The following is a 23,106-nucleotide window of genomic DNA, read 5'->3' on the forward strand; positions in this document are numbered from 1 at the left end:
CCGTGACCCGAGGGGACGACGATGTCCTTCACATCAGCAGAAACCCGCGCCTGGCTCACCGAGCAGGACTGCGACCTCGACGTCTTCCGCGCGCTCGTCGAGCAGCCGACGGACCTGGCCGACTTCCCGTACGCGTCCTCGGTCGAGCGGAACGTCCTCGTCTACGACAGCGATCGACTTCGCAAGTCCGTCACGGCCGGCGAGCGCCGTGAGGTGCAGGCCGAGCTGGTGCGGGCGTTCGCCGAGGGGCCGGGCATCGTGGTCCTTCAGGGTGCCTTCCCGGATCTGTCGGTGGTGGACCGTTCCACCGAGGTGTTCGGGGCCCTGATCGCCGAGCAGCACGCGTCGGGCGCGGGCGCCGGGGACCACTTCGCGAAGCCGGGGGCCAACGACCGGGTGTGGAACGCGCTGGAGAAGGCCGCGCTCTACGACCCGGAGGCGTTCGCCGACTACTACGCGAACGACATGCTGGCCCTGGTGTCCGTCGCGTGGCTCGGCCCCGGCTACCAGGTCACCTCGCAGATCAACGTGGTCCACCCGGGCGGCGCCGCGCAGACCGTGCACCGCGACTACCACCTAGGGTTCCTCACGAACGAGGTCGCCGCCGAGTATCCGGCGCACGTGCACCGCCTCTCCCCCGTGCTCACGCTCCAAGGGGCGGTCGCGCACTGCGACATGCCGGTCGAGTCGGGGCCGACGATGTACCTGCCGCACTCCCAGAAGTACGAGCCGGGCTATCTGGCGTGGCGACTCCCGGAATTCCAGGCCTACTTCGAGGCCAACTACATCCAACTCCCGCTCGCCAAGGGCGATGCCGCGTTCTTCAACCCGGCACTCTTCCACGCGGCCGGCACCAACCGCACCGCGGACGTACGGCGCATGGCCAACCTGCTCCAGGTGTCGTCCGCGTTCGGGCGGGCGATGGAGACGGTGGACCGCGAGGCCGTCAGCAACGCGGTCTTCCCGGTGCTGCTCAAGCGCAAGGCCGAGGGCGTGGGCCAGGAGTGGCTGGACACGGTCGTCGCGGCGAGTGCCGAGGGCTATCCGTTCCCGACGAACCTCGACAACGACCCGCCGGTCGAGGGCCTCGCCCCGCCCTCGCAGGCCGACCTCGTGCGCCGCGCGGTGCGTGAGGGGTGGGACCCGCAGGCGCTCCGCGGGGAGCTGCGGGCCGGTGCCGAGCGGCGCGAGAGCTGAGGAACACCATGGGATCCACGGAACTCACTGAGCTCACGGGCCTTACGGGGCTGCTCGACGGCAAGGTCGTCCTCGTCAACGGCGGCAGCCAGGGCGTGGGGGCCGCGATCGTCCGGGCAGCGGTGCGCGAAGGGGCGGTGGTGATGTTCACCGGTCGCCGTGCCGAGCCCGGTGACGCCCTGGTGGCGGAACTGACCGCGGCGGGCGGCAAGGCGATGTTCGTACAGGCCGACCTGTCCGACGCCGAGCAGGCGAAGGGCGCGGTGGCCGAGGTGATCGCCGCGCACGGCCGCGTCGACTGTCTGGTGAACTCCGCCGGACTCACCTCGCGCGGCTCGCTGCTGGACACCACTCCGGAACTGTTCGACCAACACATGGCGATCAACCTCAAAGCACCGTTCTTCGCGATGCAGGCCGCGGTCGCCGACATGACCGCCCGCAAGGCGCCGGGCACGATCGTCAACATCGGCTCCAACTGCGCCCACGGCGGACCCCCTTACCTCGCCCCGTACTCCACGGCCAAGGCCGGTCTCGCGGGCCTGACCCGCAACGCCGCGCACGCGCACCGCTTCGACCGGATCCGCATCAACACCGTCAACATCGGCTGGACGGCGACCGAGGGCGAGGACGCAACGCAGCGGGCCTTCCACGGTGCCGGCGACGACTGGGTCCAACAGGCCGCCGAACGGCTCCCGATGGGCAAGCTCGGCCAGCCGGACGAGATCGCCGACTTCGTGGTGTTCCTGCTGTCCGACCGGTCCGGGGTGGTCACCGGTTCGGTGATCGACTGGGACCAGAACGTCCTGGGCGCCCTCGACTGACCTGCACCGTCCGGCAATTGGACCGCTCCAAGGCAACCACCGCACGAAACCCGCACCCCTCAAGAAAGCAAGAGCCCTCATGCGCATCGGAATCCTCGGCCTCGGCCGCATCGGCGCCTTCCACGCCGAGACCCTGTCCGGACTCGACGTCGTCGAGTCCCTCGTCGTGGCCGACCCGTTCGCGGAGGCCGCGAAGAAGGCCGCCGAGCGGTTCGGCGCCGAGGTCGCGGACTCCCCCGAGGCCGTGCTGGCCGCCGGGGTCGACGGTGTCGTCGTCGCCGCGGCGACCGACGCCCACCCGGGGCTGATCCTGGCCGCCGTGGAGGCGGGCATCCCCGTCTTCTGCGAGAAGCCCGTCGCCAAGACGATGGCCGAGGGCGTCCAGGTCCTCAAGGCCGTCGAGGGCAGCAGCGTGCCGATCCAGATCGGCTACAACCGCCGCTTCGACGCCGGCTTCGTGAACGCGCGCGCCGCCGTGCAGTCCGGCGAGCTGGGCAAGCTGCACACCGTGCGCTCCACCACGCTGGACCCGGCGCCGCCGCCCGCCGCGTACATCGCCGCGTCCGGTGGCATCTTCCGCGACTGCTCGGTCCACGACTTCGACATCATCCGCTGGGTCACCGGCCGTGAGGTCACCGAGGTGTACGCGGTCGGCGGCAACCGGGGTGCCGAGTACATCAAGGAGGCGGGCGACGCCGACACCACCGGCGCGATCCTCACCCTCGACGACGGCACCATCGCGGTGGTCTCCAACTCCCGCCACAACGCCCGGGGTTACGACGTCCGCATGGAGATCCACGGCTTCACGGACTCCATCGCGGTGGGCCTGGAGGACAAGCTGCCGCTGCGCTCGGTCGAGCCCGGCGTGACCTTCCCGGCGGGCACCCCGCACGACTTCTTCATGGACCGCTTCACGGCCGCCTACCGCGCCGAACTCACCGCGTTCACCGAGGTCGTCGCCGGCACCCGCACCTCCCCCTGCACGGTCGCCGACGCCCTGGAGGCCGGCTGGATCGCCGACGCCTGCACCCTGTCGCTGCACGAGCACCGCCCGGTCACCATCCAGGAGGTACGGGAGGTATGAGCGGTCCTGGCCGGGAACCACTGCGCATCGGAGTACTGGGAGCGGCTCGGATCACCGAGCAGTCCCTGATCGGTCCGGCCCGGACGACCGGCCACCGCATTGTCGCGGTGGCCGCGCGGGACCGGTCCAGGGCGGAGGCGTACGCCGCCGCGCACCGCGTCGAACGGGTGGCGGACTCGTACGCCGACCTGATCAACGACCCGGAGGTGGAGGTCGTCTACAACCCGCTCGCCAACGGCCTGCACGGGCCGTGGAACCTCGCCGCGCTCGCGGCGGGCAAGCACGTCCTGTCGGAGAAGCCGTCGGCGAGCAACGCGGAGGAGGCGGCCGAGGTGAGGGAGGCCGCCGCCAAGTCCGGAACGGTCTTCATGGAGGCCTTCCACTACCTCTTCCACCCGGTCACCCGGCGCCTGCACGAGCTGCTGGCCTCCGGTGAACTCGGCGAACTCCGGCACGTCGAGACGCTCGTCGCGATCCCGGCCCCGCCGGACACCGACCCTCGCTGGTCCCTGGACCTGGCCGGCGGCGCCGTGATGGACCTGGGCTGCTACAGCCTGCACGCCGTGCGCACGCTGGCCCCCTGGGCGGGCGGCGCACCCCGCCTCGTCTCCGCCCGCGGCGGCGAACGCGCGGGCGCCCCCGGTGTCGACGAGTGGCTGGACGCCAACCTCGTCTACCCCAGCGGCGCCACGGGCACCGCCCGCTGCCACATGGCGTACGACGAACTGGTCATGAGCTGCCGCATCACCGGCAGCCGGGGCGAGGCCTTCGCCCCGAACTTCGTCCTTCCCCAACTGGACGACCGCATCGTCATCCGCACCACGGACGGCGAACGCACGGAACGCCTCGGCCGCCGCTCGTCCTACACCTACCAACTGGAGGCGTTCGCCGCCCGGTTGAGGAACGGCGCGCCCCTGCCCCTGGGACCGGACGACGCGGTCGCGACGATGACCCTCATCGACGAGGCCTACCGCGCGGCGGGGCTCGCTCCCCGGCCGCGGGTGTCGGTTCTGCGGTAGACGAAGGTCGGGTACGGCAGCCCGACCGCCTGCTCCCACGCCCGGACGATGTCGTCCGGGCGTTCCGCACAGGCCTGGGCGAACGTGATGACGCAGCGGGCGTGGATGTCGGGGGCGTCGCTCCGGCGAGTGAGGGCGAGCAGGGAACGCAGTGCGGCGACCGCCTCCTCGGGCCGACCGGCGGCCAGCGCTGCCCTGGCGAGCGCGATGGACAGACCGGAGACCGTGAGCGCCAGGTCGGCGTCCGTACCGGGGTTTCCGGACGGGTCCCGCAGGAACGACTCCGCCTCCTCGTAGCAGGCCACAGCGGCCATGTGGTCGCCGGTACGGCCGAGAGCCCGGGCGAGGACCCGCAGCCGACGGGCGATCAGCGGACGGTAGGTCTCGCGGTCGGACTCGACGAGCGGGCGGGTGAGCGCCACGGCTTCACGGGCGTTCGACACGGCCGACTCCACGTCGTCCGTGTCCTGCTGACGAGTACTCAAGTTGGCGAGGAGGCGGGCCAGTTGCTCTTCGGGATGCGGGGCGCGCCGGGATGCGGCCACGGCGCGTTCCGTGTCCGCCACGGCCATGAGGCGGTCGCCGCTTCGCGTGTGGCAGTGGGCCAGGTCGTCCAGGACGTCGGCGAGCAGCCCCGCGAAGGCCCCCGGGCGGTCGGCCGCGAGGTGGCTGTACAGGTCGGCCAACTCCGTGAGGATGCTCAACTCGTCGTCGTGCGCCTCCTGTTCGGTGAGCATGACGGCCCGGCAGCGCAACGCCTCGGCGAGCCGCTCGGGCTGGTCGGTGAGTCCACGGGCCTCGGCGACCGCCTCGTCGGCGCTCGTGCGCGCGGCGGCGAAAGCACCCGTGGCTCTGTGGCAGTAGGCCAGGTCCGTGAGGTGCCGGACGCGCAACGGCAGCACGAACCCGGGGTAGAACCTCGCGCTCACCCCGTAGACCTCGTCCCTCGCCTCGGGACCCAGCGCCAAGGCGTCCTCGTACCGGCCGAGGGCCCGCAGTCCGCCGGTCAACTCGACGAGTACCTGGGGCCGTAGACGCATGTGACGCGCCAACTCCCGCACCGACATGGCCCGCAGCAGCGCGGCGCACTCCTGGTACACGGCGACGGCCTCCGCCGTACGGCCGAGGGCCGCGAACGCGAGCGCCTGCGTGTGCAAGGCGCCCGCCAGCGTGCCCAGTTGCCGGTCGCGGCGCCGGGGTGGCACCATGCCGCGGTACAGCTCCACGCACTCCCGGGCGGGTGTCAGAGCCTCCTCCGCCCGGCCGCCGTGGACGAGGGCCCGTGCCCGCGTCTGGACGGCGCACGCGGTCAGCGCGGGCGACAGCCGCGCGCCCGGTACGGCCTCCGCCGCGTCCGCCGCCGTGCTCGCCTCCGCCAACCGCTCCGACAGCACCAGGACGCGGGCGTGCACAACCAGAGCGCGGCTCAGCACGTCCCGGTGGCGTTGCGCGGAGTGGGCCCGGTCGGTCATGGGCCGGTACACGGCGACCGCTTCCTCGGCCCAGGCCGACCGGCGGGCGAAGCTCGGCTCGCGCAGCAGCACCCAGCCCGGGGCCGCGCAGTGCAGCAGCGCGGACCCGAGCAGGGCACCGCCCACACCGGGAGTCACTCGTGCCGTCGCGCGCAGCAACGGCAGCAGCATGCGTACCGGCCCCATCCGCACCCCCTGGCATCCGTGCCCGACCACAGCTCAGGGACGGCTCATGACGGAGGACACCGGGGAGCGCGCGGTGGTTGCACGGGCACCGCGCCGCCATGCGGCTATCGGTAGAACCCGGGCCGCTCCACCAACTCCACCTCCACCCGAACCCCCTCCTCCAACGCCCGAACTCCCGCCTCGCACACGGCCGCCGCCGCGTACCCGTCCCACACGCTCGGGCCGGTGACCTCCCCGCGGCGGGTGGCGTCGACCCAGGTCTGGACCTCGCGGTCGTAGGCGTCGGCGAAGCGTTCGACGAAGTCCTGGGCGATGGTGCCGCCCCAGCGGCCGGCCATGTTGGTGACCATGGCGTGGCCGTCGCCGATGCGGGCGGTGCCGCGTTCGCAGACCATCTCGGCCTGGACCTGGTAGCCGAAGCCGCAGTTGACGAACATCTCGACGTCGACGATCGCGCCGCCGTCCGTCTCGAAGACGACGAACTGCGGGTCCTGGAGGCCGTCCGGGGCGCTCGCCGAGGGCCGCGGACGCAGCACCTGCACGGCCGTGATCTCCTGGCCGAGCAGCCAACGGGTCGCGTCGGTCTCGTGTGCCACGGAGTCGCTGATCAGCATGGAGCTGGTGAAGAAGGGCGGGCTGGCCGCGTTGCGGTGCCGGTTGTGCAGCATCAGCGGGCGGCCCAACTGGCCTGTCTCCAGCAGGGACTTGAGCTTCATGTACTCGGCGTCGTAGCGCCGCATGAAGCCGACCTGGACCCGGCGGTGGCCGAGGCGTGTCTCCGCCTCCATCACCCGTAGCGCCGAGGCCGCGTCCGGCGTGAGCGGCTTCTCGCACAGGACCGGGAGGTCGTGCTCGAAGGCCGTCAGCAGGGCCGCCTCGTGGGCGGGACCCGGTGAGGCGATCAGGACCGCGTCGACGTCGGCCGCCGCCATCGCGGCGGCCGGGTCGGTGTACGCGGTGCAGCCGTCGACACCGGACGCGATCCGTTTGGCGCGCTCGGCGTCGACGTCCACGACGGCGGTCACCCGGGCTCCGTTGACCACGTCCCCGATCCGGCGGACGTGGTCGGCGCCCATCTTGCCGGTTCCGACGACTGCCACTCCGAGCGTGTCGCGCGGGCTGATGGCCATCGGCCGTCCTTTCACATGGTCAGGCACCGCAGGAACGGAGGAACTTGCGGGTGCGCTCCGCGATGGGGAGCGGCTTGTCCGGCTCGCACGGGTACATGTCCTGCTCGACGATCGCGAACAGTTCCACGCCCAGGCGCTGCGCCGCGATCAGCACCGGCTCCAACTCCGGTACGCCGGACGGCGGTTCACACATCACCCCGCGCGCCACGGCCGGCCCGAACGGCACCTCGTTCCTGACGACGTCGGCGAGGATCTCCGGGTCGACCTGCTTGAGGTGCAGATAGCCGATGCGTTCGCCGTACGTCTCGATCAGCTTGACGCTGTCGCCGCCGCAGTAGGCGTAATGCCCGGTGTCCAGGCAGAGGTTGACCAGTTCGGAGTCGGTCGAGTCGAGGAAGTGCTCGACGTGGTCCTCGGTGTCGAGGTGGGTGTCGGCGTGCGGGTGGACGACGATGTCGAGCCCGTACGCCTCCTTCACCTCGTGCCCGAGCCGCTCCATGCCCTTGGTGAGGTGGGCCCACTGCTCGCCGGTCAGCTCCGGCGGCTCCAGGATCTCGGCGGTCTTGTCGTCCCGCCAGAACGAGGGGATGACGACCAGGTGCCGCGCGCCCATCGCCTGGGTGAGCGCGGCGACTTGGCTGACGTGCTCCCACGTCGCGTCCCAGACGGACGGGCCCCGGTGCAGGCCGGTGAAGACCGTACCGGCGGAGACCTTCAGGTCACGCCGGGCGATCTCGTCCGTGAGCCGGGCCGGGTCGGTCGGCAGATAGCCGTACGGGCCCAGTTCGATCCACGGGTAGCCGGCCTGCGCGACCTCGTCCAGGAACCGTTGCCACGGCACCTGTTGGGGGTCGTCCGGGAACCACACGCCCCACGAGTCGGGGGCGGAGCCGACCCGGATGCGGTCCAGGAAGGGACGGTCCGACATGTCAGGCGGTCCCTTCGGGAGACGCGGCCACCGGCGCCTTCAGGGTCTTCGCGTCGGGGAGCTCCTCGACGTCTACGCCGCGGACTTGGGACAACTCGTGCTTGAGTGCGGCGAGTTCGGTGCCGCCGGCCATGTGGTTGGTGAGCTCTTCGAGGGTGATCTCGCTGCGTTCGGCGGAGAGTTCCATGGTGCCCAGGCGCAGGACGCTGAAGTGGTCGCCGACCATGTAGGCGTGGTGCGGGTTGTGCGTGATGAAGATGACGCCGAGACCGCGTTCACGGGCTGCTGCCACGTACTTGAGCACCACGCCGGACTGCTTGACACCCAGGGCGGCGGTCGGCTCGTCCAGGATCAGGACACGGGCCCCGAAGTAGACGGCACGGGCGATCGCCACACACTGTCGCTGGCCGCCGGAGAGGGTGCCGATGGGCTGGTCCAGGTTGTCCAGGACGATGCCCATGTTCCGCAGTTCCTCGTCCGCGGTCTTCTTCATCCGCTCGATGTCGAGACGCCTGACCGGCCAGGGGCCCTTGGTCATCTCGGAGCCGAGGAAGAAGTTGCGCCACACCGGCATCAACGGCACGACGGCCAGATCCTGGTAGACCGTCGCGATACCGCGGTCCAGCGCCTGACGCGGGGTGGTGAAGTGGACGGGCCCGCCGTCGACGAGGAACTCGCCCTCCGTGTGCTGGTGCAGCCCGGAGATGATTTTGATCAGCGTCGACTTGCCCGCGCCGTTGTCACCCAGCACACAGGTGACCTGGCCCGGGCGGACCGCGAGGTCCACGCCGTGCAGGGCACGCACGTTGCCGTAGGACTTGCCCGCGTTGCGCAGTTGGACGATCGGCGCATCGGCGTCGCTCGGCGCACTGTCTTCGAGGATGGCGCCGTGAGTACCGGATTCGTTGCTTGCCATGAAGGTCACCTCCGGGTCGCGGTGCGCTGGACCCACAGATTGATGAGGACGGCGCCCAGCAGCATCACGCCGAGGAACGCCTTGAACCAGTCGGGGTTCCAGCCGGCGTAGACGATGCCCTGCTGCACCATGCCGAACATGAACGCCCCGAAGACCGGGCCGATCGCGGAGCCGGCACCACCGGTCAGCAGACAGCCACCGATCACGGCCGCCGAGATGTAGATCAGCTCCTGGCCCACACCCTCACCCGACTGCACGGTGTTGAACGTGAACAGCTGGTGCATCCCGACGAACCAGGCACCGAGACCGACCAGCATGAACAGCGAGATCTTCGTGAACGCCACCGGCACACCGACAGCCCGCGCGGAGTCCTTGTTCCCGCCCACCGCGAAGATCCAGTTGCCGTACTTCGTGCGCAGCAGCACCCAGGAGGCGACCGCCGCGAACACCAGCCAGTAGAAGATCGTGATCTTCACGTCGACGCCACCGATATTGAAGGACGTCGCGAAGATCTTCTTGGCCTGGCTGAAGCCGTCCATGTTGCTGATGTCATCGGTCGCCACATTGCCGGTGACCAGCTTCGTCACGGCGAGGTTCACGCCCTGCAGGATCAGGAAGCTGCCCAGCGTGATCAGGAAGCTCGGCAGGCCGGTCTTGACGACCATCCAGCCGTTGAGGAACCCGATCCCCAGCGAGACCAGGAGCGCGACGATCACACCGACCCACACGTTCATGGTGAGCTGGTAGCTGAGCATGCTCGCGGTCAGCGACGACGTGATGACCGCGACACCGGCGGAGAGGTCGAACTCCCCGCCGATCATGAGGAGGGCGACGGGCAGCGCCATGATGCCGATCGTCGACGAGCTGTAGAGGATGTTCGCCATCGCGGCGCCCTCGCGCACCGGCGGAGCCGCGATCAGGAAGAACACGTACACCGCGGCCGCACCGAGGAAGACACCCACCTCGGGACGCGCCAACAACCTTAGCGCCAGAGGCCGTTCAGAGGTCCGGCCGTCGGATTCCCTCGGGCCGGGGGCCGGCGGTGAGGTCACCGCCGGCTCGGCGTGCTGGGTCATGCTCATCACCGGGTTCCGTTGGCGGCGTACTTCGCGACGGCGTCGACGTTGGTCTTGTCGACGAAGGCCGGGCCGGTCAGTACGGGCTGCTCACCGCCGCCGCTGTAGTTGCCGTTGTTCTTGTAGAGCCACAGCGAGTCGACGGCCAAGTAGCCCTGGAGGTAAGGCTGCTGGTCCACCGCGAACTGGACGGTGCCCTTCTTGATGGCGCCGGTCAGGGTGCTGTTCAGGTCGAAGGTCGCGACCTTCGCCTTGCTGCCCGCGTCGGACAGCGACTGCACGGCCGTCATGGCGAACGGGGCGCCCAGCGTGACGACGTAGTCGATCGCCTTGTCCTGCGTGAGCTTGGCGGTGATCGTCGACTTCACCGACGGCATGTCAGTGCCGTTGACGTTGAGCACCTCGGTGGTGCCGGTGAACGTCTTCTTCACACCGGCGCAGCGCTGCGTCAGGCCGATGTTGCCCTGCTCCTGGATGACACAGACGGCCTTCTTGGCGCCTTCCTCGTTGAGCCGCTTGCCGAGCGCCTCGCCGGCCACCGTCTCGTCCTGGCCGAAGAACTCCAGCAGTCCGAGCTTCTTCCAGTCGCTGAGACCGGAGTTGAGCCCGACGACGGGTATGTTCGCGGTCTTCGCCTTGCCGATGACGTCCTTCAGGGCGTCGGGCTTGGCGAGGGTGACCGCGATGCCGTCGACCTTCTGGTCGATCGCGTTCTGCACCAGGTTCGACTGGTTGCCCGCGTTCGGGTCGGCCGAGTAGATGAGCTTGATGTTGTCCTTGTCGGCGGCGGCCTGGGCGCCCTTGCGGACGATGTCCCAGAACGTGTCGCCGGGTGCCTGGTGCGTGACCAGGGCGACCGTCATCCGAGGAGTGCTCGCCTTGCCCGCGGAGGCGCCGGAGCTGTCCTCCGTGGCCTTCTTTCCGCCCGAGCTGCTGGAGCAGCCGGCGAGGGTCAGGGCCGCTGCCGCGGCCACCGCCACGAAGGGGGCCATTCTGCGCGAGCGGGAGTAAGTGGAACGGTCCATCTTTCCTGCACCTCACTGTGCTTCAGGGGAAAGGGAGTCATGATCGCAGAAATCCGGGCTCGGGGCCTGTCGGCCCTGGGTCCTTTGCCGCGAAACACGGCTGTTGCGCTGGGACGGAATCAAATCCCCGGTCGCGTCCGCTGTCAATACTTTGTTAAGACATCATTTCACGAGCAGGTCCGAATGTAAGTACAAACTATTGACACGGAGCCCCTCCGAGACCTACACCTGGGAGGCGGCAGGCCCCTGGGACCCGCCCACCCCCAGCAGCTCAGAGGAGTGTCGCGCATGGCCGAGTCAGCCCAGTTCTTCGATCTCATCACCATGGGCCGCATCGGGGTCGATCTCTACCCGTTGCAGTCTGGCGTACCGCTGGCCCGTGTGGAGACGTTCGGCAAGTTCCTCGGGGGTTCCGCGAGCAATGTGGCGGTTGCGGCCGCCCGGCTCGGCCGGACCACCGCGGTGATCACCCGCACCGGCGACGACCCCTTCGGGACGTACCTGCACGAAGCCCTCAAGGACTTCGGGGTGGACGACCGCTGGGTCACGCCCGTCGCGGACTACCCCACGCCGGTCACGTTCTGCGAGATCTTCCCACCGGACGACTTCCCGCTGTACTTCTACCGGCAGCCCAAGGCGCCCGACCTGGAGATCCGCACCGAGGAGCTGGACTACTTCGCGATCCGCCAGGCCCGCGTCTTCTGGATCACCGGCACCGGACTGAGCGAGGAGCCGAGCCGCTCGGCCACGCTCGCCGCCCTCAAGGCGCGCGACAAGGCGGGCACCACGGTCTTCGACCTGGACTGGCGCCCGATGTTCTGGAAGGACCCTGAGGAGGCCCGCCCGTACTACGCGGAGGCCCTGCGGCACACGACGGTCGCGGTCGGCAACCTCGACGAGTGCGAGATCGCCACCGGCGTCCGCGAGCCGCGTGCCTGCGCCGAGGCACTGCTCGACGCGGGCGTGGAACTCGCCGTCGTCAAGCAGGGCCCCAAGGGCGTCCTGGCCGTGCACCGCGACGGCACGACGGCCGAGGTGCCGCCGGTCCCGGTCGAGGTGCTCAACGGCCTCGGCGCGGGCGACGCGTTCGGCGGTTCACTGTGCCACGGCCTGCTGTCCGGCTGGGACCTGGAACGGTCCATGCGGTTCGCCAACGCGGCCGGCGCCCTCGTCGCCTCCCGCCTCGCCTGCTCCACCGCGATGCCCACCGAGTCCGAGGTCGAGGACCTCCTCGTCGGCGCGCGAGTGAGTGACTGATCGCGTGGCCGCCACAGCCACCCCTGAACGGAGCTTCTCTTGAGCATCAGCATTCCCGACCTGGTCACGGTCAGAGCCCGGCACCCGGAAGCGATCGCCGAGGCGGCCGCCCGCCGGGTGCGCCGCCCGCTGCTGGGCGACAGCGGCCGCCTGATGATCGTGGCCGCCGACCACCCGGCCCGCGGCGCGCTCGGCGTCGGCGACCGCCGCACGGCCATGGCGAACCGCGCCGACCTGCTGGAACGCCTGTGCGTCGCGCTGTCCCGGCCCGGTGTCGACGGGGTCCTCGCCACGGCCGACATACTCGAGGACCTGCTCCTGCTCGGGGTCCTCGACGGCAAGGTCGTGATGGGCTCGATGAACCGCGGCGGCCTGTCCGGTGCCTCCTTCGAGATGGACGACCGGTTCACCGGCCACCGCGCCGAGGACATCGCCCGCCTCCGTTTCGACGCGGGCAAGCTGCTGCTCCGTATCGACTACGACGACCCGGGCTCGCTGACCACCCTGGAGTCCACCGCGCGGGCGATCGACGACATGGCGGCGCGCCAACTCCCCTTGTTCGTAGAGCCGTTCATCTCCCGCCGGGTCGACGGCAAGGTCCGCAACGACCTGTCCGCGGAGGCCGTGACCCGCTCGATCGCGATCTCCTCGGGCCTGGGCGGCACCTCCGCCTACACCTGGCTGAAACTGCCCGTCACCGACGACCCGGACGACATGGCCGAGGTCCTGGAGACGTCGACCCTGCCCGTCGTCCTGCTCGGCGGCGAGGTCGGCGACGACCAGGAGGGCGCGTACGAGAAGTGGCGCAAGACGCTGCGTCTGCCCACCGTCCAGGGCCTGGTCGTGGGCCGCTCCCTGCTGTACCCCGCCGATGGTGGCGTGGAGACGGCGGTGGACACCGCTGTAGGCCTGTTGTGAACCGGAGGCACACCATGACGAGCGCTTACCACCTTCCCGCGGGCAAGGCCCTCGGCGGCCCCTACGTCGTGGACGTCACCCCCGAGTCGGCGGCCTGGGGCTACTCCAGCCTGCGGGTCCTGGAGCTGCCGCCGGGCGGCACCCACACCTTCGACACCGACGACAGCGAGTGGATCGTCGTCCCGCTCAGCGGCGCCTGCGCGGTCTCCGCCGCCGACGACTTCGGCCACGACACCTTTGAACTCACCGGCCGCGAGAGCGTGTTCACCGGCGTGAGCGACTTCGCGTACGTGCCACGCGATTCCCGTACGACGATCTCGTCGCCCGGCGGCGGCCGCTTCGCGCTGACCGGTGCCCGCTGCACCCGCAGGCTGCCTGCCCGCTACGGCCCGGCCTCGTCGGTGCCGGTGGAGCTGCGCGGCACCGGCAACAGCAGCCGCCAGGTCAACAACTTCGGCGCGGCCGGCGTCTTCGAGTGCGACAAGCTCATCGCCGTAGAAGTGATCACACCCGGCGGGAACTGGTCCTCCTTCCCGCCGCACAAGCACGACGAGCACCGGCCCGGCGAGGAGTCCGTCCTCGAAGAGGTCTACTACTTCGAGTTCGCCGACCACGAGGGCACCCCCGGACTCGGCTACCAGCGCGTCTCCCCCTCCGGGCAGGGCCGTAACACGGACGTCCTGGCCGAAGTGCGGGGCGGGGACGTCGTGTTGATCCCGGACGGCTGGCACGGGCCCTCGATGGCGGTGCCCGGTCACCACATGTACTACCTCAACGTCATGGCGGGTCCCGAGGACGACCGCTCCTGGCTGATCTGCGACCACCCCGATCACGCCTGGGTCCGCGGCACCTGGCCCGAGCAGCCCGTCGACCCCCGCCTCCCCCTCTACACGGCACCGGAGAAGTCCTGATGAGCACCCCCACCCGCCGCCTGACCGTCGCCCAGGCCCTGGTGCAGTTCCTGTCGGTCCAGTACACCGAACGCGACGGCGTACGGCACCGACTGATCGCCGGCACCTGGGGCATCTTCGGCCATGGCAACGTTGCCGGACTCGGCCAGGCGCTGCTCGAAGCCGGCGAGGACACGATGCCGTTCCACCAGGGCCGCAACGAACAGGCCATGGTGCACGCGGCAGTCGGCTACACCCGCCAGCTCGACCGGCTCTCCGCGCAGGCCGTCACGACATCGATCGGACCGGGCGCCACCAACCTGGTCACGGGCGCCGCGCTCGCCACGATCAACCGCCTGCCGGTCCTGCTCCTCCCCGGCGACTACTTCGCGACCCGCGCCGCCGACCCGCTGCTCCAGCAGCTGGAGCACCCGGTCGAGGCCGACCTCTCGGTCAACGACACCCTGCGCCCGGTCTCCCGCTACTTCGACCGCGTCATGCGCTCCGAGGCCCTGATCCCGGCCGCGCTGAACGCGATGCGCGTCCTGGCCGACCCGGTGGAGACCGGAGCCGTAACTCTCGCGCTGCCGCAGGACGTTCAGGCCGAGGCGTACGACTGGCCTGAGGAGTTCTTCGCCGACCGCGTGTGGCACGTACGGCGTCCCGCGCCGGACGTCTTCGAGCTGGCGGAGGCCGTCGAGGCCATCAGGTCCGCCGAGCGCCCGGTGATCGTCGCGGGCGGCGGCATCCACCACAGCCGCGCCGAGGAGGCGCTGAAGGCCCTCGTCGACGCCACCGGCATCCCGGTCGCCTCCACGCAGGCGGGCAAGGGCTCGCTGCGCTACGACCACCCGGCGGACCTCGGCGGCATCGGCCACACCGGCACCGCGGTCAGCGACGACATCGCGCGCACCGCGGACCTGGTGATCGGCGTCGGCACCCGGTACACGGACTTCACGACGGCCTCCCACACCCTGTTCCAGAACCCGGCCGTCCGCTTCGTCAACCTCAACATCACCGCGTTCGACGCCCACAAGCTGGCCGCGCGCACCCTTGTGTGCGACGCGCGGGCGGGACTCGCCGCGTTGACCGAGGCACTCGCCGATCACCGTGTGAACTCGGTTTACGAGGCCGAGTACCGCGAGGGCAAGGAGCGCTGGGAGCGGGTTGTTGACACCGCGTTCACCGCGCCCGACGAGAACGCCGTCCCCACCCAGACCCAACTCCTCGGCGCTCTCGACGCGGTCGTCGGCGACGACGACGTGGTGATCAACGCGGCCGGTTCCCTCCCCGGCGACCTGCACAAGCTGTGGCGGGCCCGCAGCCCGCGCCAGTACCACCTCGAGTACGGCTACTCCTGCATGGGCTACGAGATCCCGGCCGGCATCGGCGTCCAGCAGGCCGCCCCCGACACCCCCGTGTGGTCCCTGGTCGGCGACGGCACGTACCTGATGATGCCGACCGAGATCGTCACGGCGGTCCAGGAGGGCCTCCCGGTCAACCTCGTCCTCATCCAGAACCACGGCTACGCCTCCATCGGCGGCCTCTCCGAGTCCGTCGGCGGCGAGCGCTTCGGCACCGCCTACCGCTACCGCGCGGCCGACGGCACCTTCTCCGGCGCCCCGCTCCCGGTCGACCTCGCCGCCAACGCGGCCAGCCTCGGCATGGACGTCCTGCGCGCCAAGACGGTCCGCGAACTGCGCGAGGCGCTCGCCACGGCCCGCGCCTCCGACCGGCCGACGTGCGTCTACGTCGAGACCGACACCGCCACCCCGACCGCTCCCCCGGCCGAGGCCTGGTGGGACGTGCCGGTCGCCGAGACCGCCTCGCGCGAGTCGGCCGTACAGGCCCGCGAGGAGTACGACCGCCAGGTCGCCGACCGTCGTCGCCACCTCTGAACTCCCCTCCCCCGAAAGGCCCTTGCACCATGAAGACGATCACTCACTGGATCGACGGCAAGCCCGTCGAGAGCACCTCGGGCCGCTTCGGTCCCGTGTACAACCCGGCGACCGGCGCGCAGGAGAAGCAGGTCGGCTTCGCGACCGTCGACGAGGTGGACGCCGCCGTCGCCTCCGCGAAGGCCGCGTTCGAGAGCTGGGGCGTCGCCTCCCTCGCCAAGCGCACCGCGATCCTGTTCAAGTACCGCGAGCTGCTGGACGCGCACCGCGACGAGATCGCCGAGCTGATCACCGCCGAGCACGGCAAGGTCCACTCGGACGCGCTCGGCGAGGTCGCGCGCGGCATGGAGATCGTCGAACTCGCCTGCGGCATCAGCGTGCAGCTCAAGGGCGAACTGTCGACCCAGGTCTCGACCCGCGTCGACGTGGCCTCAATCCGGCAGCCGCTGGGGGTAGTTGCGGGCATCACGCCCTTCAACTTCCCGGCCATGGTGCCGATGTGGATGTTCCCGCTGGCCATCGCGACCGGCAACACCTTCGTCCTGAAGCCGTCCGAGAAGGACCCGTCGGCGTCCTACCGTCTCGCCGAACTCGCCTCCGAGGCGGGCCTGCCGCAGGGTGTCCTGAACGTCGTACAGGGCGACAAGGCGGCCGTCGACCGCATCCTGGAGCACCCGGACGTCGAGGCCGTCTCCTTCGTCGGGTCGACGCCGATCGCGAAGTACATCCAGCTCAAGGCAGTTGAGCACGGCAAGCGCGTGCAGGCCCTCGGCGGCGCCAAGAACCACATGCTGGTCCTGCCGGACGCCGACCTGGACTTCGCGGCAGACCAGGCGATCAACGCGGCCTACGGCTCGGCCGGCGAGCGCTGCATGGCCGTCTCCGTCGTGGTCGCGGTCGGCGACACCGGCGACGAGCTGGTCGCCAAGATCGCCGAGCGCGCCGGCAACCTGCGCATCGGCCCGGGCAACGACCCGGCGTCCGAGATGGGCCCGCTCATCACCCGCGAGCACCGCGACAAGGTCGCCTCCTACGTCGCGTCGGCCGCCGCACAGGGCGCCGAGGTCGTCGTCGACGGCACCGGCTTCTCGGTCGAGGGCCACGAGGACGGCTTCTTCCTCGGCGTCTCCCTCCTCGACAGGGTGCCGCTGACGGCGGACGCGTACAAGGACGAGATCTTCGGCCCGGTCCTGGTCGTCGTCCGCGCGGAGTCGTACGACGAGGCCATCACCCTGATCAACAGCTCCCGTTGGGGCAACGGCACCGCGATCTTCACCCGGGACGGCGGCGCCGCCCGCCGCTTCCAGATGGAGGTCAAGGCGGGCATGGTCGGCGTGAACGTGCCGATCCCGGTGCCCGTCGGCTACCACTCCTTCGGCGGCTGGAAGGACTCCCTCTTCGGGGACCTGCACGTCTACGGCAACGACGGCATCGCCTTCTACACGCAGGGCAAGGTCATCACCACCCGCTGGCCGGACCCGGCCGACGGTGGCATCAACCTCGGTTTCCCCAGCAACTCCTGACCATCCGTCACGATCCGTGAGGAGGTGCCCTCAGTGGCGAAGACCGGTGGCTATTCCCGCGCCGTGACCGGGTCCCCGCTGGACGCCCTGCATTTCGCCCTGGACCGCAACAGCCCGGTGCCGCTGTACTACCAGCTCGCGCAGCAGCTGGAGGCGGCGATCGAGCACGGGACGTTGGCGCCGGGCAACCTCCTGGGCAACGAGATCGACCTGTCCGTACGCCTCGGCCTGTCCCGCCCCACCGTCCGCCAGGCCATTCAATCCCTTGTCGACAAGGGGCTGTTGGTCCGGCGGCGGGGGGTCGGCACGCAGGTGGTGCACAGCCAGGTCAAGAGACCGCTGGAACTCAGCAGTCTCTACGACGACCTGGAGTCGGCCGGACAGGGCCCGACCACGGAGGTGCTGCGCAACGAGGGCGTGCCCGCGACCGCGGATGTCGCGGCCGCCCTCGGCGTCCCGGAGGGCAGCGAGGTGACGCTCCTGGAACGGCTGCGCTCCACGCACGGCCAGCCGGTGGCGTTCCTCTGCAACTACCTCCCGGCGAACCTGCTCCAACTCGACACCGCCCGGCTGGAGTCGACGGGCCTGTACCGGATGCTGCGCACCGCCGGCATCACCCTGCACAGCGCCCGCCAGACGATAGGAGCCCGCTCGGCCACCCCTGCGGAGGCCACTCGCCTCGACGAGAAGGAGGGCGCCGCCCTGCTCACGATGCAGCGCACGGCGTACGACGACACGGGGCGGGCGGTCGAGTACGGCACGCACATCTACCGGGCGTCGCGGTACGCGTTCGACTTCCAGCTGCTGGTCAGGCCCTGAACTACCCGGCGGAGTCCAGGAGTTCGCGCTGCTCCGCCGTCAACTCCAGGTCCACGGCGGCGAGGTTCTCCTCCAGCTGGGCCACCGACGACGCCCCCGCGAGCGGCACGATCGGCAGCGGCCCGCCCAACTGCCAGGCCAGCACCACCTGATTGACACTCGCCCCGGTGTCCTTCGCCACTTCCCGCAGCGCGGCGAGGCGGGCGGGGGTGCCCGGGTGGTCGTACTCGGCGCGCAGGGGTTTGTCCTGCCGCGTGTAGGCGCCGGCCAGCAGCGGTGAGTAGGCGACGAGGGTGAGGGCGGGCTCGGCGCGCAGATAACCGAGCAGGTCCGGGCCGGCGCTGCCGAGGCTGCCGTCGGGGAAGAGCTCGGACGGCAGGTCGGTCCGGGGCGCAGATAGCTGTGCTGGTACTGGAGGACCTCGTAGCCGGGCAGGCCGGCCGCGGCGGCGAGCGCGCGGGCCCGTTCCACGCGCCAGACCGCGTGGTTGCTGGCGCCGAGAAGACCGACGGTGCCCCCGGCCACCAGCTCGGCGAACCCCTCGACGGTCTCCTGCAGCGGAACGTTCCGGTCCTCGATGTGCGCGTACAGCACATCGAGCTTGTCCACACCGAGGCGTTCGCGGCTGCGGTCGGCCGACTCGCGGATGGCCTTCGCGGACAGGCCCTCCGGGTTGTCGACGAAACCCGAGCCTGGTGCCAGCGGGCGGGCGCCGAGCTTGGTCGCGATGACGATCTCGTCGCCGATGCCGCGGCTGCGCCGCCACCGGCCGAGCAGCTTCTCGCTCTGGCCGCCCTGGCTCCCGTCGACCCAGAACGCGTAGTTGTCGGACGTGTCGATGAAGTTCCCGCCTGCCTCGACATAGCGGTCGAGCACGGCGAAGGAGGTCGCCTCGTCGGTGCGGGAGCCGAACAGCATCGCGCCGAGCGCGAGCACGCTCACCTCACGGCGATGCGCCGGATCGGCGCCGATCGTGCGGTACTTCATGGTGATCCCTCCCGTTCACACCCGGTTCTCCGGGCGCGAACGGGAGTCTTCCTCTTGAAGCGCGCTTCAAGTCAAGGCCCCGCGCGGCTACTTGGCGAACGGCCCGTCCAGCGCCGCCCATTGGAGCAGCATGATGGTCTTCGCGTCGGCGATCTCCCCGCTCCGGATCATCTCCAGGGCTCTGCGGAAGGGCAGTTCGAGGATCTCGATGTCCTCGCCCTCCTCCTGGAGGCCGCCGCCGTCGTGGGTGCGGGTCGAGGGGCCGTAGGACGCGGCGTAGAAACCGATGCGTTCGGTGACCGAGCCGGGGCTCATGTAGACGTCGAAGACGTGCTCGACCTCGCCGACGGTGTGGCCGGTCTCCTCCACCACCTCGCGCCGTACGGCCTCCTCCGGGTGCTCGTCCTCGTCGTCGAGGAGTCCGCCCGGGGTCTCGACGAGCATGCCGTCGGGGTGGCCGTTGACGTACACGGGGAAGCGGAACTGGCGGGTGAGCAGGACCATTTCGCGCTCGGCGTCGTAGAGGAGCAGGGTCGCGCCGTTGCCGCGGTCGTGGGTCTCGCGCTCCTGGGTGGTCCAGGTGCCGTCGCCGTGCCGGAAGTCGAAGGTCGTGGTCCGCTCGACGTACCAGTGGCTGGACAGCAGGGTCACGTCGCGGACCTTGACGCGCGGATTTCCGGTCAGGTCGAGGCCGGTGCGGTCCAGGCCGGTGCGGCCCCGGCGGTCGGGGGTGTCGGCGCCCGCGGTCATCGGACACCGGCCGGACGGGAGGGGACGATCGAGTTGTTCATGTCCGACGTCTATCACCCCGGGGTCGGGAACGCATGGCCGGAACCTGTGCCCCGCGAGTTCAACTGGTGTGCCGGTTGCGTTGATTCGTCGCGTGTCGTCCCCCGCCCCGGGCATGCTGGAAGCATGTCTGAGCACGGTGATCAGGTACCCGGATACCGGATGATCAGGATGGAGGCCCAGCCGGACGCCCCGGCGGCGGCCCTCGCGGACGTGGAGGCGTGGCAGGCCCGAAAGGCCTATCCGGACGTCCTCGGCGGTGGTGGCGCGATATTCGGTGTGGTCGAGGAGATCGAGACCGGCGGCTGGAAGATCGTCTCCCTCTTCTCCACCCCCTACCCGCAGGGCGCACGCGACACCATGGCCATGACCTTCCGCGAACAGGCGCGGGCCGCCGAGGACGCGGGCGACACGGAGACCCAGCAGGAGTGGCTGCGGAACGCGGAGCGGCTGGACTGGGAGGCGCTGGACGAACTCACGGTGCTGGGGCGCCGGTTCAGGATCGTGCGGGGCGATCAGTTCATCCGGATGGGGCCCACGGGACCGGAGCCGCCCCGGCCGTCCGACCCCGACCCGGCCAAGGTGGGGCACGGTCACGAATACCGCGGCCGTACCAAGGGATTCGTGATCGACCCCTTCACCCCGACGGGAATGTCCGAAGGCATCCTGCGCATGGAACTCCTGTCGCTGGTGCAGGCCAAGGGCACCGCTCCCTCCGCCGTACGGAAGGACTCGTTGCGCGCGCTGGAGACGCATCCCGGGGGCGTGCTGCTGCCCGCCGAGTTCACCGCGGCCGAGTTCACGGACGGCCACTGGGCGCCGACGCAGATGACGAACGCGAGCCCGCAGGGGTCGCGGGACACGCTCACCACCTATCTGCGGGTGATGGCGCCGGTCATGGAGCAGCTCGACGAGGAGACCAAGGCGGAGTACGGCCGGCTGGCCGACCGGATCGACGCCGAGCGCTGCGACGAGATCGTGATCGACGGCTGCCGGACGCGGATCGTGCGCGTGGAACGCCTCGTCCGTATCGGCCCCGACGGTCCCGAGGGCCCGCGCCCCTCCGACCCCGACCCCGAACTCCCCACCGCCGTCCAGGAGAAGCAGCTCCGCGAGGAGGGCGTCTTCGACGAGTACCGGGTCCTGAACGAGAAGGAGACCGAGCAGCGCCGCGTGGCGGAGGAACAGGCGAAGGAGTTCCTACGGCTGTTCGAGGAGCAGCGGAAACGGCGCGAGGCGGCTGAAGAAGGCTGAGCCGGGGTGGAGGGCGGGACCGGCCGGCCCCACCCTCCACCTCTGGTGTCAGCTCTTGCCGAGCATCTTGTTCATCTGCTTGATCTCGGCGCTCTGAGCCGTGATCACGTCGGCCGCGAGCTCGGTGGCGGGGGCGTAACTCCCGTCCGCCTTCTCGGTCTTGGCCATGTCGACGGCGCCCTCGTGGTGCTCGACCATCATGGTGAGGAACATGGTGTCGAAGTCGGCGCCGGAGGCCTTCTCCAGCTTGCCCATGTCGGCGTCGCTCATCATGCCGGGCGTGGACGACGACATGTCGTGGCCCGTGCCGGAGTCCATGCCGGACATGTCCTTCGGGACCTGCTCGCCCCACGAGGTGAGCCAGCCGGACATGGTCTTGATCTCCGGGGCCTGCGCGCCCTCGATCTTCGTGGCGAGGCTCTTGACCTGCGCCGAGGAGGCGTGACCGGCGGCCAGTCCGGCCATCTCCACGGCCTGGCGGTGGTGCTGGATCATCTCCTTCGAGAAGGAGACGTCCGCGGCGTTGTGACCACCGGTCGCGGTGGCGGACGCGGTCCCGCCGCTCGCCTTGCCGTCGCCGTCGCTGCCGCACGCGGCGAGCGTGAGGGCGGCCACCGAGACGGTGACGGCGAGAACGGTACGACGGACGAACCTGCGCTGTGCGGTCATGGGGGAACTCCTGGTGTGTGGATCCGTTCAGGGCATGCCGATGCGCGCACGCTGACGTGTCGCGCGGGCCGCTCTAGATCCGCAGGAGTTGGAGTTCGGCGAGGGAGGGCGGGGCCCGGCCCCCGTCGGGACCGCCGCTCGCCCCGGACGTACGGCCGTCGGGCAGCTCGGCGCAGGCCGCCACATCGGGTTGCAGCACCGGAACCACGGCCGGTGCACCGGCGACGGACGCGGAGGCGCAGGTCGCGTCGGCGTGTGCCATGTGGCTGCCGCCGCAGTCGCCCGCGTCGTGAGCACAGTCGTCCGGCGTCGACGCCTTCTCGCCCGTCGCTACGGCCGTGGCCACCATGGTGTGTCCGTGCGCGGAGTCGACCATGGGAACGGGCCCGAGCCCGTGCATACCCAGCAGGCCGAACAGCAGGGCGGCGACGAGCAGCCCGTAGGACCGCACCGACCGGTGCGGTCCTACGGGCTGCTCACTGCGGGCCATGAGGCCACCATACCCACCCTGGGTATTGGGCCCGCACCGGACACCTACGTCAGTGCCCCCACTCCGGGTGCCTTCGCGCTGCGGTAGGTGGAGATGCCCAGGGCCAGCAGCCAGTAGCTCAGGATCGCGCCCATCAGGGCGGTGGTGCCCCAGCCGTTCGCCGCGTAGAAGTGCGCGGGCGTGTTCCCGAAGAACAGGGACGGCACGAAGGCGAGGTTGATCCCGGCCAGGACGTAGGCCGACCTGCTGGTCCAGCGTGGCAGCAGTTCCGTGCGGGAGACGGCGAAGCCCAGCGCGGTCAGGAAGAACGCCAGCATCAGCCGCGAGATGGACCCGTAGAGGATGTAGGTGCCGCTGACGTCGATCGTCGGGTCGATGGGATGGTCGGCGGCGATGACCGCGCCGGCCTCCAGTCCGCTGGAGACCAGCGTGATCGTCGTGTACACCAGCCCCGCGGTGAAGGCCATCGAACCGGCCCACTCGTACTCGGGATTCACCCGCTTCACCAGCTCGCGGAACGCGGTCACGAACACGAGCAGGAACGCCAGCGCGACGATCCCGATCAGCAGCCGGGCCAGGACGTTGGCGTCCGGCGGCGGTCCCGAATAGACGAAGTACAGGGGCACTTCGACGATGAGAGCGACGGCGGCGGCGATACCCGCACCGCCCGCCAGACGCCTGGCCGACATTTCGTTCATGGGGTCCCCCGGAGGTTCCGTGTGGTGGATTCGGTACGCCTTGAATCCTGCCGCCGACGG

Annotated in this window: 21 protein-coding genes and 1 pseudogene; 11 read left to right on the forward strand and 11 right to left on the reverse strand. The window is 70.3% G+C overall.

From position 1 onward, the window contains the following. The first annotated feature begins 21 nt into the window (after window positions 1–21). From OG504_RS09055 to OG504_RS09070, 4 genes are all read left to right on the forward strand, one after another. The gene (locus OG504_RS09055; RefSeq protein WP_405989299.1) at window positions 22–1,197 is read left to right on the forward strand and encodes a phytanoyl-CoA dioxygenase family protein; all 1,176 of its coding nucleotides are present in this window, start codon (window positions 22–24) and stop codon (window positions 1,195–1,197) included. Between the two features lie 8 nt (window positions 1,198–1,205). After that, window positions 1,206–2,018: an SDR family oxidoreductase gene (locus OG504_RS09060; RefSeq protein ID WP_405989300.1), complete on the forward strand. Its 813-nt coding sequence runs from the start codon at window positions 1,206–1,208 to the stop codon at window positions 2,016–2,018. 79 nt (window positions 2,019–2,097) lie between these two features. Continuing rightward, window positions 2,098–3,102 (forward strand): Gfo/Idh/MocA family oxidoreductase, encoded by a 1,005-nt coding sequence (locus tag OG504_RS09065; RefSeq protein WP_405989301.1) that lies wholly within the window; start codon window positions 2,098–2,100, stop codon window positions 3,100–3,102. Further along, a complete protein-coding gene (locus OG504_RS09070; protein WP_405989302.1) occupies window positions 3,099–4,121 on the forward strand; it encodes a Gfo/Idh/MocA family protein in 1,023 nt (340 codons plus the stop codon). The genes OG504_RS09065 and OG504_RS09070 overlap by 4 nt, the downstream gene beginning before the upstream one ends. Here the strand turns inward: OG504_RS09070 and OG504_RS09075 are convergent. The 6 genes from OG504_RS09075 to OG504_RS09100 all read right to left on the reverse strand — a co-directional run bounded on the left by OG504_RS09075 (window position 4,070) and on the right by OG504_RS09100 (window position 10,854). After that, complete coding sequence (locus tag OG504_RS09075; protein ID WP_405989303.1) at window positions 4,070–5,779, reverse strand: hypothetical protein; 1,710 nt, start codon at window positions 5,777–5,779, stop codon at window positions 4,070–4,072. The two genes, OG504_RS09070 and OG504_RS09075, sit on opposite strands and share 52 nt — an antisense overlap. Window positions 5,780–5,883: 104 nt before the next feature. Beyond that, the gene (locus OG504_RS09080; RefSeq protein ID WP_405989304.1) at window positions 5,884–6,909 is read right to left on the reverse strand and encodes a Gfo/Idh/MocA family protein; all 1,026 of its coding nucleotides are present in this window, start codon (window positions 6,907–6,909) and stop codon (window positions 5,884–5,886) included. 19 nt (window positions 6,910–6,928) lie between these two features. Further along, window positions 6,929–7,837: a sugar phosphate isomerase/epimerase family protein gene (locus tag OG504_RS09085; RefSeq protein ID WP_405989305.1), complete on the reverse strand. Its 909-nt coding sequence runs from the start codon at window positions 7,835–7,837 to the stop codon at window positions 6,929–6,931. 1 nt (window position 7,838) lies between these two features. Next, a complete protein-coding gene (locus OG504_RS09090) occupies window positions 7,839–8,753 on the reverse strand; it encodes an ATP-binding cassette domain-containing protein (RefSeq protein ID WP_405989306.1) in 915 nt (304 codons plus the stop codon). Between the two features lie 5 nt (window positions 8,754–8,758). Beyond that, window positions 8,759–9,835 carry an ABC transporter permease gene (locus OG504_RS09095; protein WP_405989307.1) on the reverse strand — a complete coding sequence of 359 codons (1,077 nt, stop codon included), beginning with the start codon at window positions 9,833–9,835 and terminating at the stop codon, window positions 8,759–8,761. Further along, complete coding sequence (locus OG504_RS09100; protein ID WP_405989308.1) at window positions 9,835–10,854, reverse strand: sugar ABC transporter substrate-binding protein; 1,020 nt, start codon at window positions 10,852–10,854, stop codon at window positions 9,835–9,837. The genes OG504_RS09095 and OG504_RS09100 overlap by 1 nt, the downstream gene beginning before the upstream one ends. A gap of 288 nt (window positions 10,855–11,142) precedes the next feature. Here OG504_RS09100 and iolC point away from each other — a divergent pair, with 288 nt between their 5' ends. From iolC to OG504_RS09130, 6 genes are read left to right on the forward strand one after another with little or no spacing between them, the layout of a single operon-like run. Next, window positions 11,143–12,111 (forward strand): 5-dehydro-2-deoxygluconokinase, encoded by a 969-nt coding sequence (gene iolC / locus OG504_RS09105; RefSeq protein ID WP_405989309.1) that lies wholly within the window; start codon window positions 11,143–11,145, stop codon window positions 12,109–12,111. 39 nt (window positions 12,112–12,150) lie between these two features. Next, window positions 12,151–13,029 (forward strand): deoxyribose-phosphate aldolase, encoded by an 879-nt coding sequence (locus tag OG504_RS09110; RefSeq protein ID WP_405989310.1) that lies wholly within the window; start codon window positions 12,151–12,153, stop codon window positions 13,027–13,029. A 14-nt stretch (window positions 13,030–13,043) separates the two neighbouring features. Beyond that, window positions 13,044–13,940: a 5-deoxy-glucuronate isomerase gene (gene iolB, locus OG504_RS09115; RefSeq protein ID WP_405989311.1), complete on the forward strand. Its 897-nt coding sequence runs from the start codon at window positions 13,044–13,046 to the stop codon at window positions 13,938–13,940. After that, a complete protein-coding gene (gene iolD / locus OG504_RS09120) occupies window positions 13,940–15,817 on the forward strand; it encodes a 3D-(3,5/4)-trihydroxycyclohexane-1,2-dione acylhydrolase (decyclizing) (protein ID WP_405989312.1) in 1,878 nt (625 codons plus the stop codon). Before iolB ends, iolD begins: the two co-directional genes overlap by 1 nt. Window positions 15,818–15,846: 29 nt before the next feature. Then, the gene (locus OG504_RS09125) at window positions 15,847–17,340 is read left to right on the forward strand and encodes a CoA-acylating methylmalonate-semialdehyde dehydrogenase (RefSeq protein WP_405989313.1); all 1,494 of its coding nucleotides are present in this window, start codon (window positions 15,847–15,849) and stop codon (window positions 17,338–17,340) included. A gap of 33 nt (window positions 17,341–17,373) precedes the next feature. After that, entirely contained in the window at window positions 17,374–18,159 is a 786-nt protein-coding gene (locus OG504_RS09130; RefSeq protein WP_405989314.1) for a GntR family transcriptional regulator, read from the forward strand. Between the two features lies 1 nt (window position 18,160). On the opposite strand, the pseudogene OG504_RS09135 reads toward OG504_RS09130, so the two are convergent. Together OG504_RS09135 and OG504_RS09140 are read right to left on the reverse strand one after the other, a co-directional pair. Then, a pseudogene (locus OG504_RS09135) lies at window positions 18,161–19,146 on the reverse strand (aldo/keto reductase). Window positions 19,147–19,233: 87 nt separating this feature from the next. Then, window positions 19,234–19,896, reverse strand: a complete 663-nt coding sequence (locus tag OG504_RS09140) for an NUDIX domain-containing protein (protein ID WP_405989315.1) — start codon at window positions 19,894–19,896, stop codon at window positions 19,234–19,236. 165 nt (window positions 19,897–20,061) lie between these two features. Here OG504_RS09140 and OG504_RS09145 point away from each other — a divergent pair, with 165 nt between their 5' ends. Further along, a complete protein-coding gene (locus OG504_RS09145) occupies window positions 20,062–21,189 on the forward strand; it encodes a DUF5954 family protein (protein WP_405989316.1) in 1,128 nt (375 codons plus the stop codon). Between the two features lie 48 nt (window positions 21,190–21,237). On the opposite strand, the gene OG504_RS09150 is transcribed toward OG504_RS09145, so the two are convergent. The 3 genes from OG504_RS09150 to OG504_RS09160 all read right to left on the reverse strand — a co-directional run bounded on the left by OG504_RS09150 (window position 21,238) and on the right by OG504_RS09160 (window position 23,046). Then, a complete protein-coding gene (locus OG504_RS09150) occupies window positions 21,238–21,858 on the reverse strand; it encodes a DUF305 domain-containing protein (protein ID WP_405989317.1) in 621 nt (206 codons plus the stop codon). A 73-nt stretch (window positions 21,859–21,931) separates the two neighbouring features. Then, entirely contained in the window at window positions 21,932–22,348 is a 417-nt protein-coding gene (locus tag OG504_RS09155; RefSeq protein ID WP_405989318.1) for a DUF6153 family protein, read from the reverse strand. Between the two features lie 44 nt (window positions 22,349–22,392). After that, on the reverse strand, window positions 22,393–23,046 hold the full coding sequence (locus OG504_RS09160; RefSeq protein ID WP_405989319.1) for a hypothetical protein: 654 nt from the start codon (window positions 23,044–23,046) through the stop codon (window positions 22,393–22,395). Window positions 23,047–23,106: the final 60 nt, after the last annotated feature.

The organism is Streptomyces sp. NBC_00986 (genome assembly GCF_045162565.1).
GTDB lineage: Bacteria > Actinomycetota > Actinomycetes > Streptomycetales > Streptomycetaceae > Streptomyces.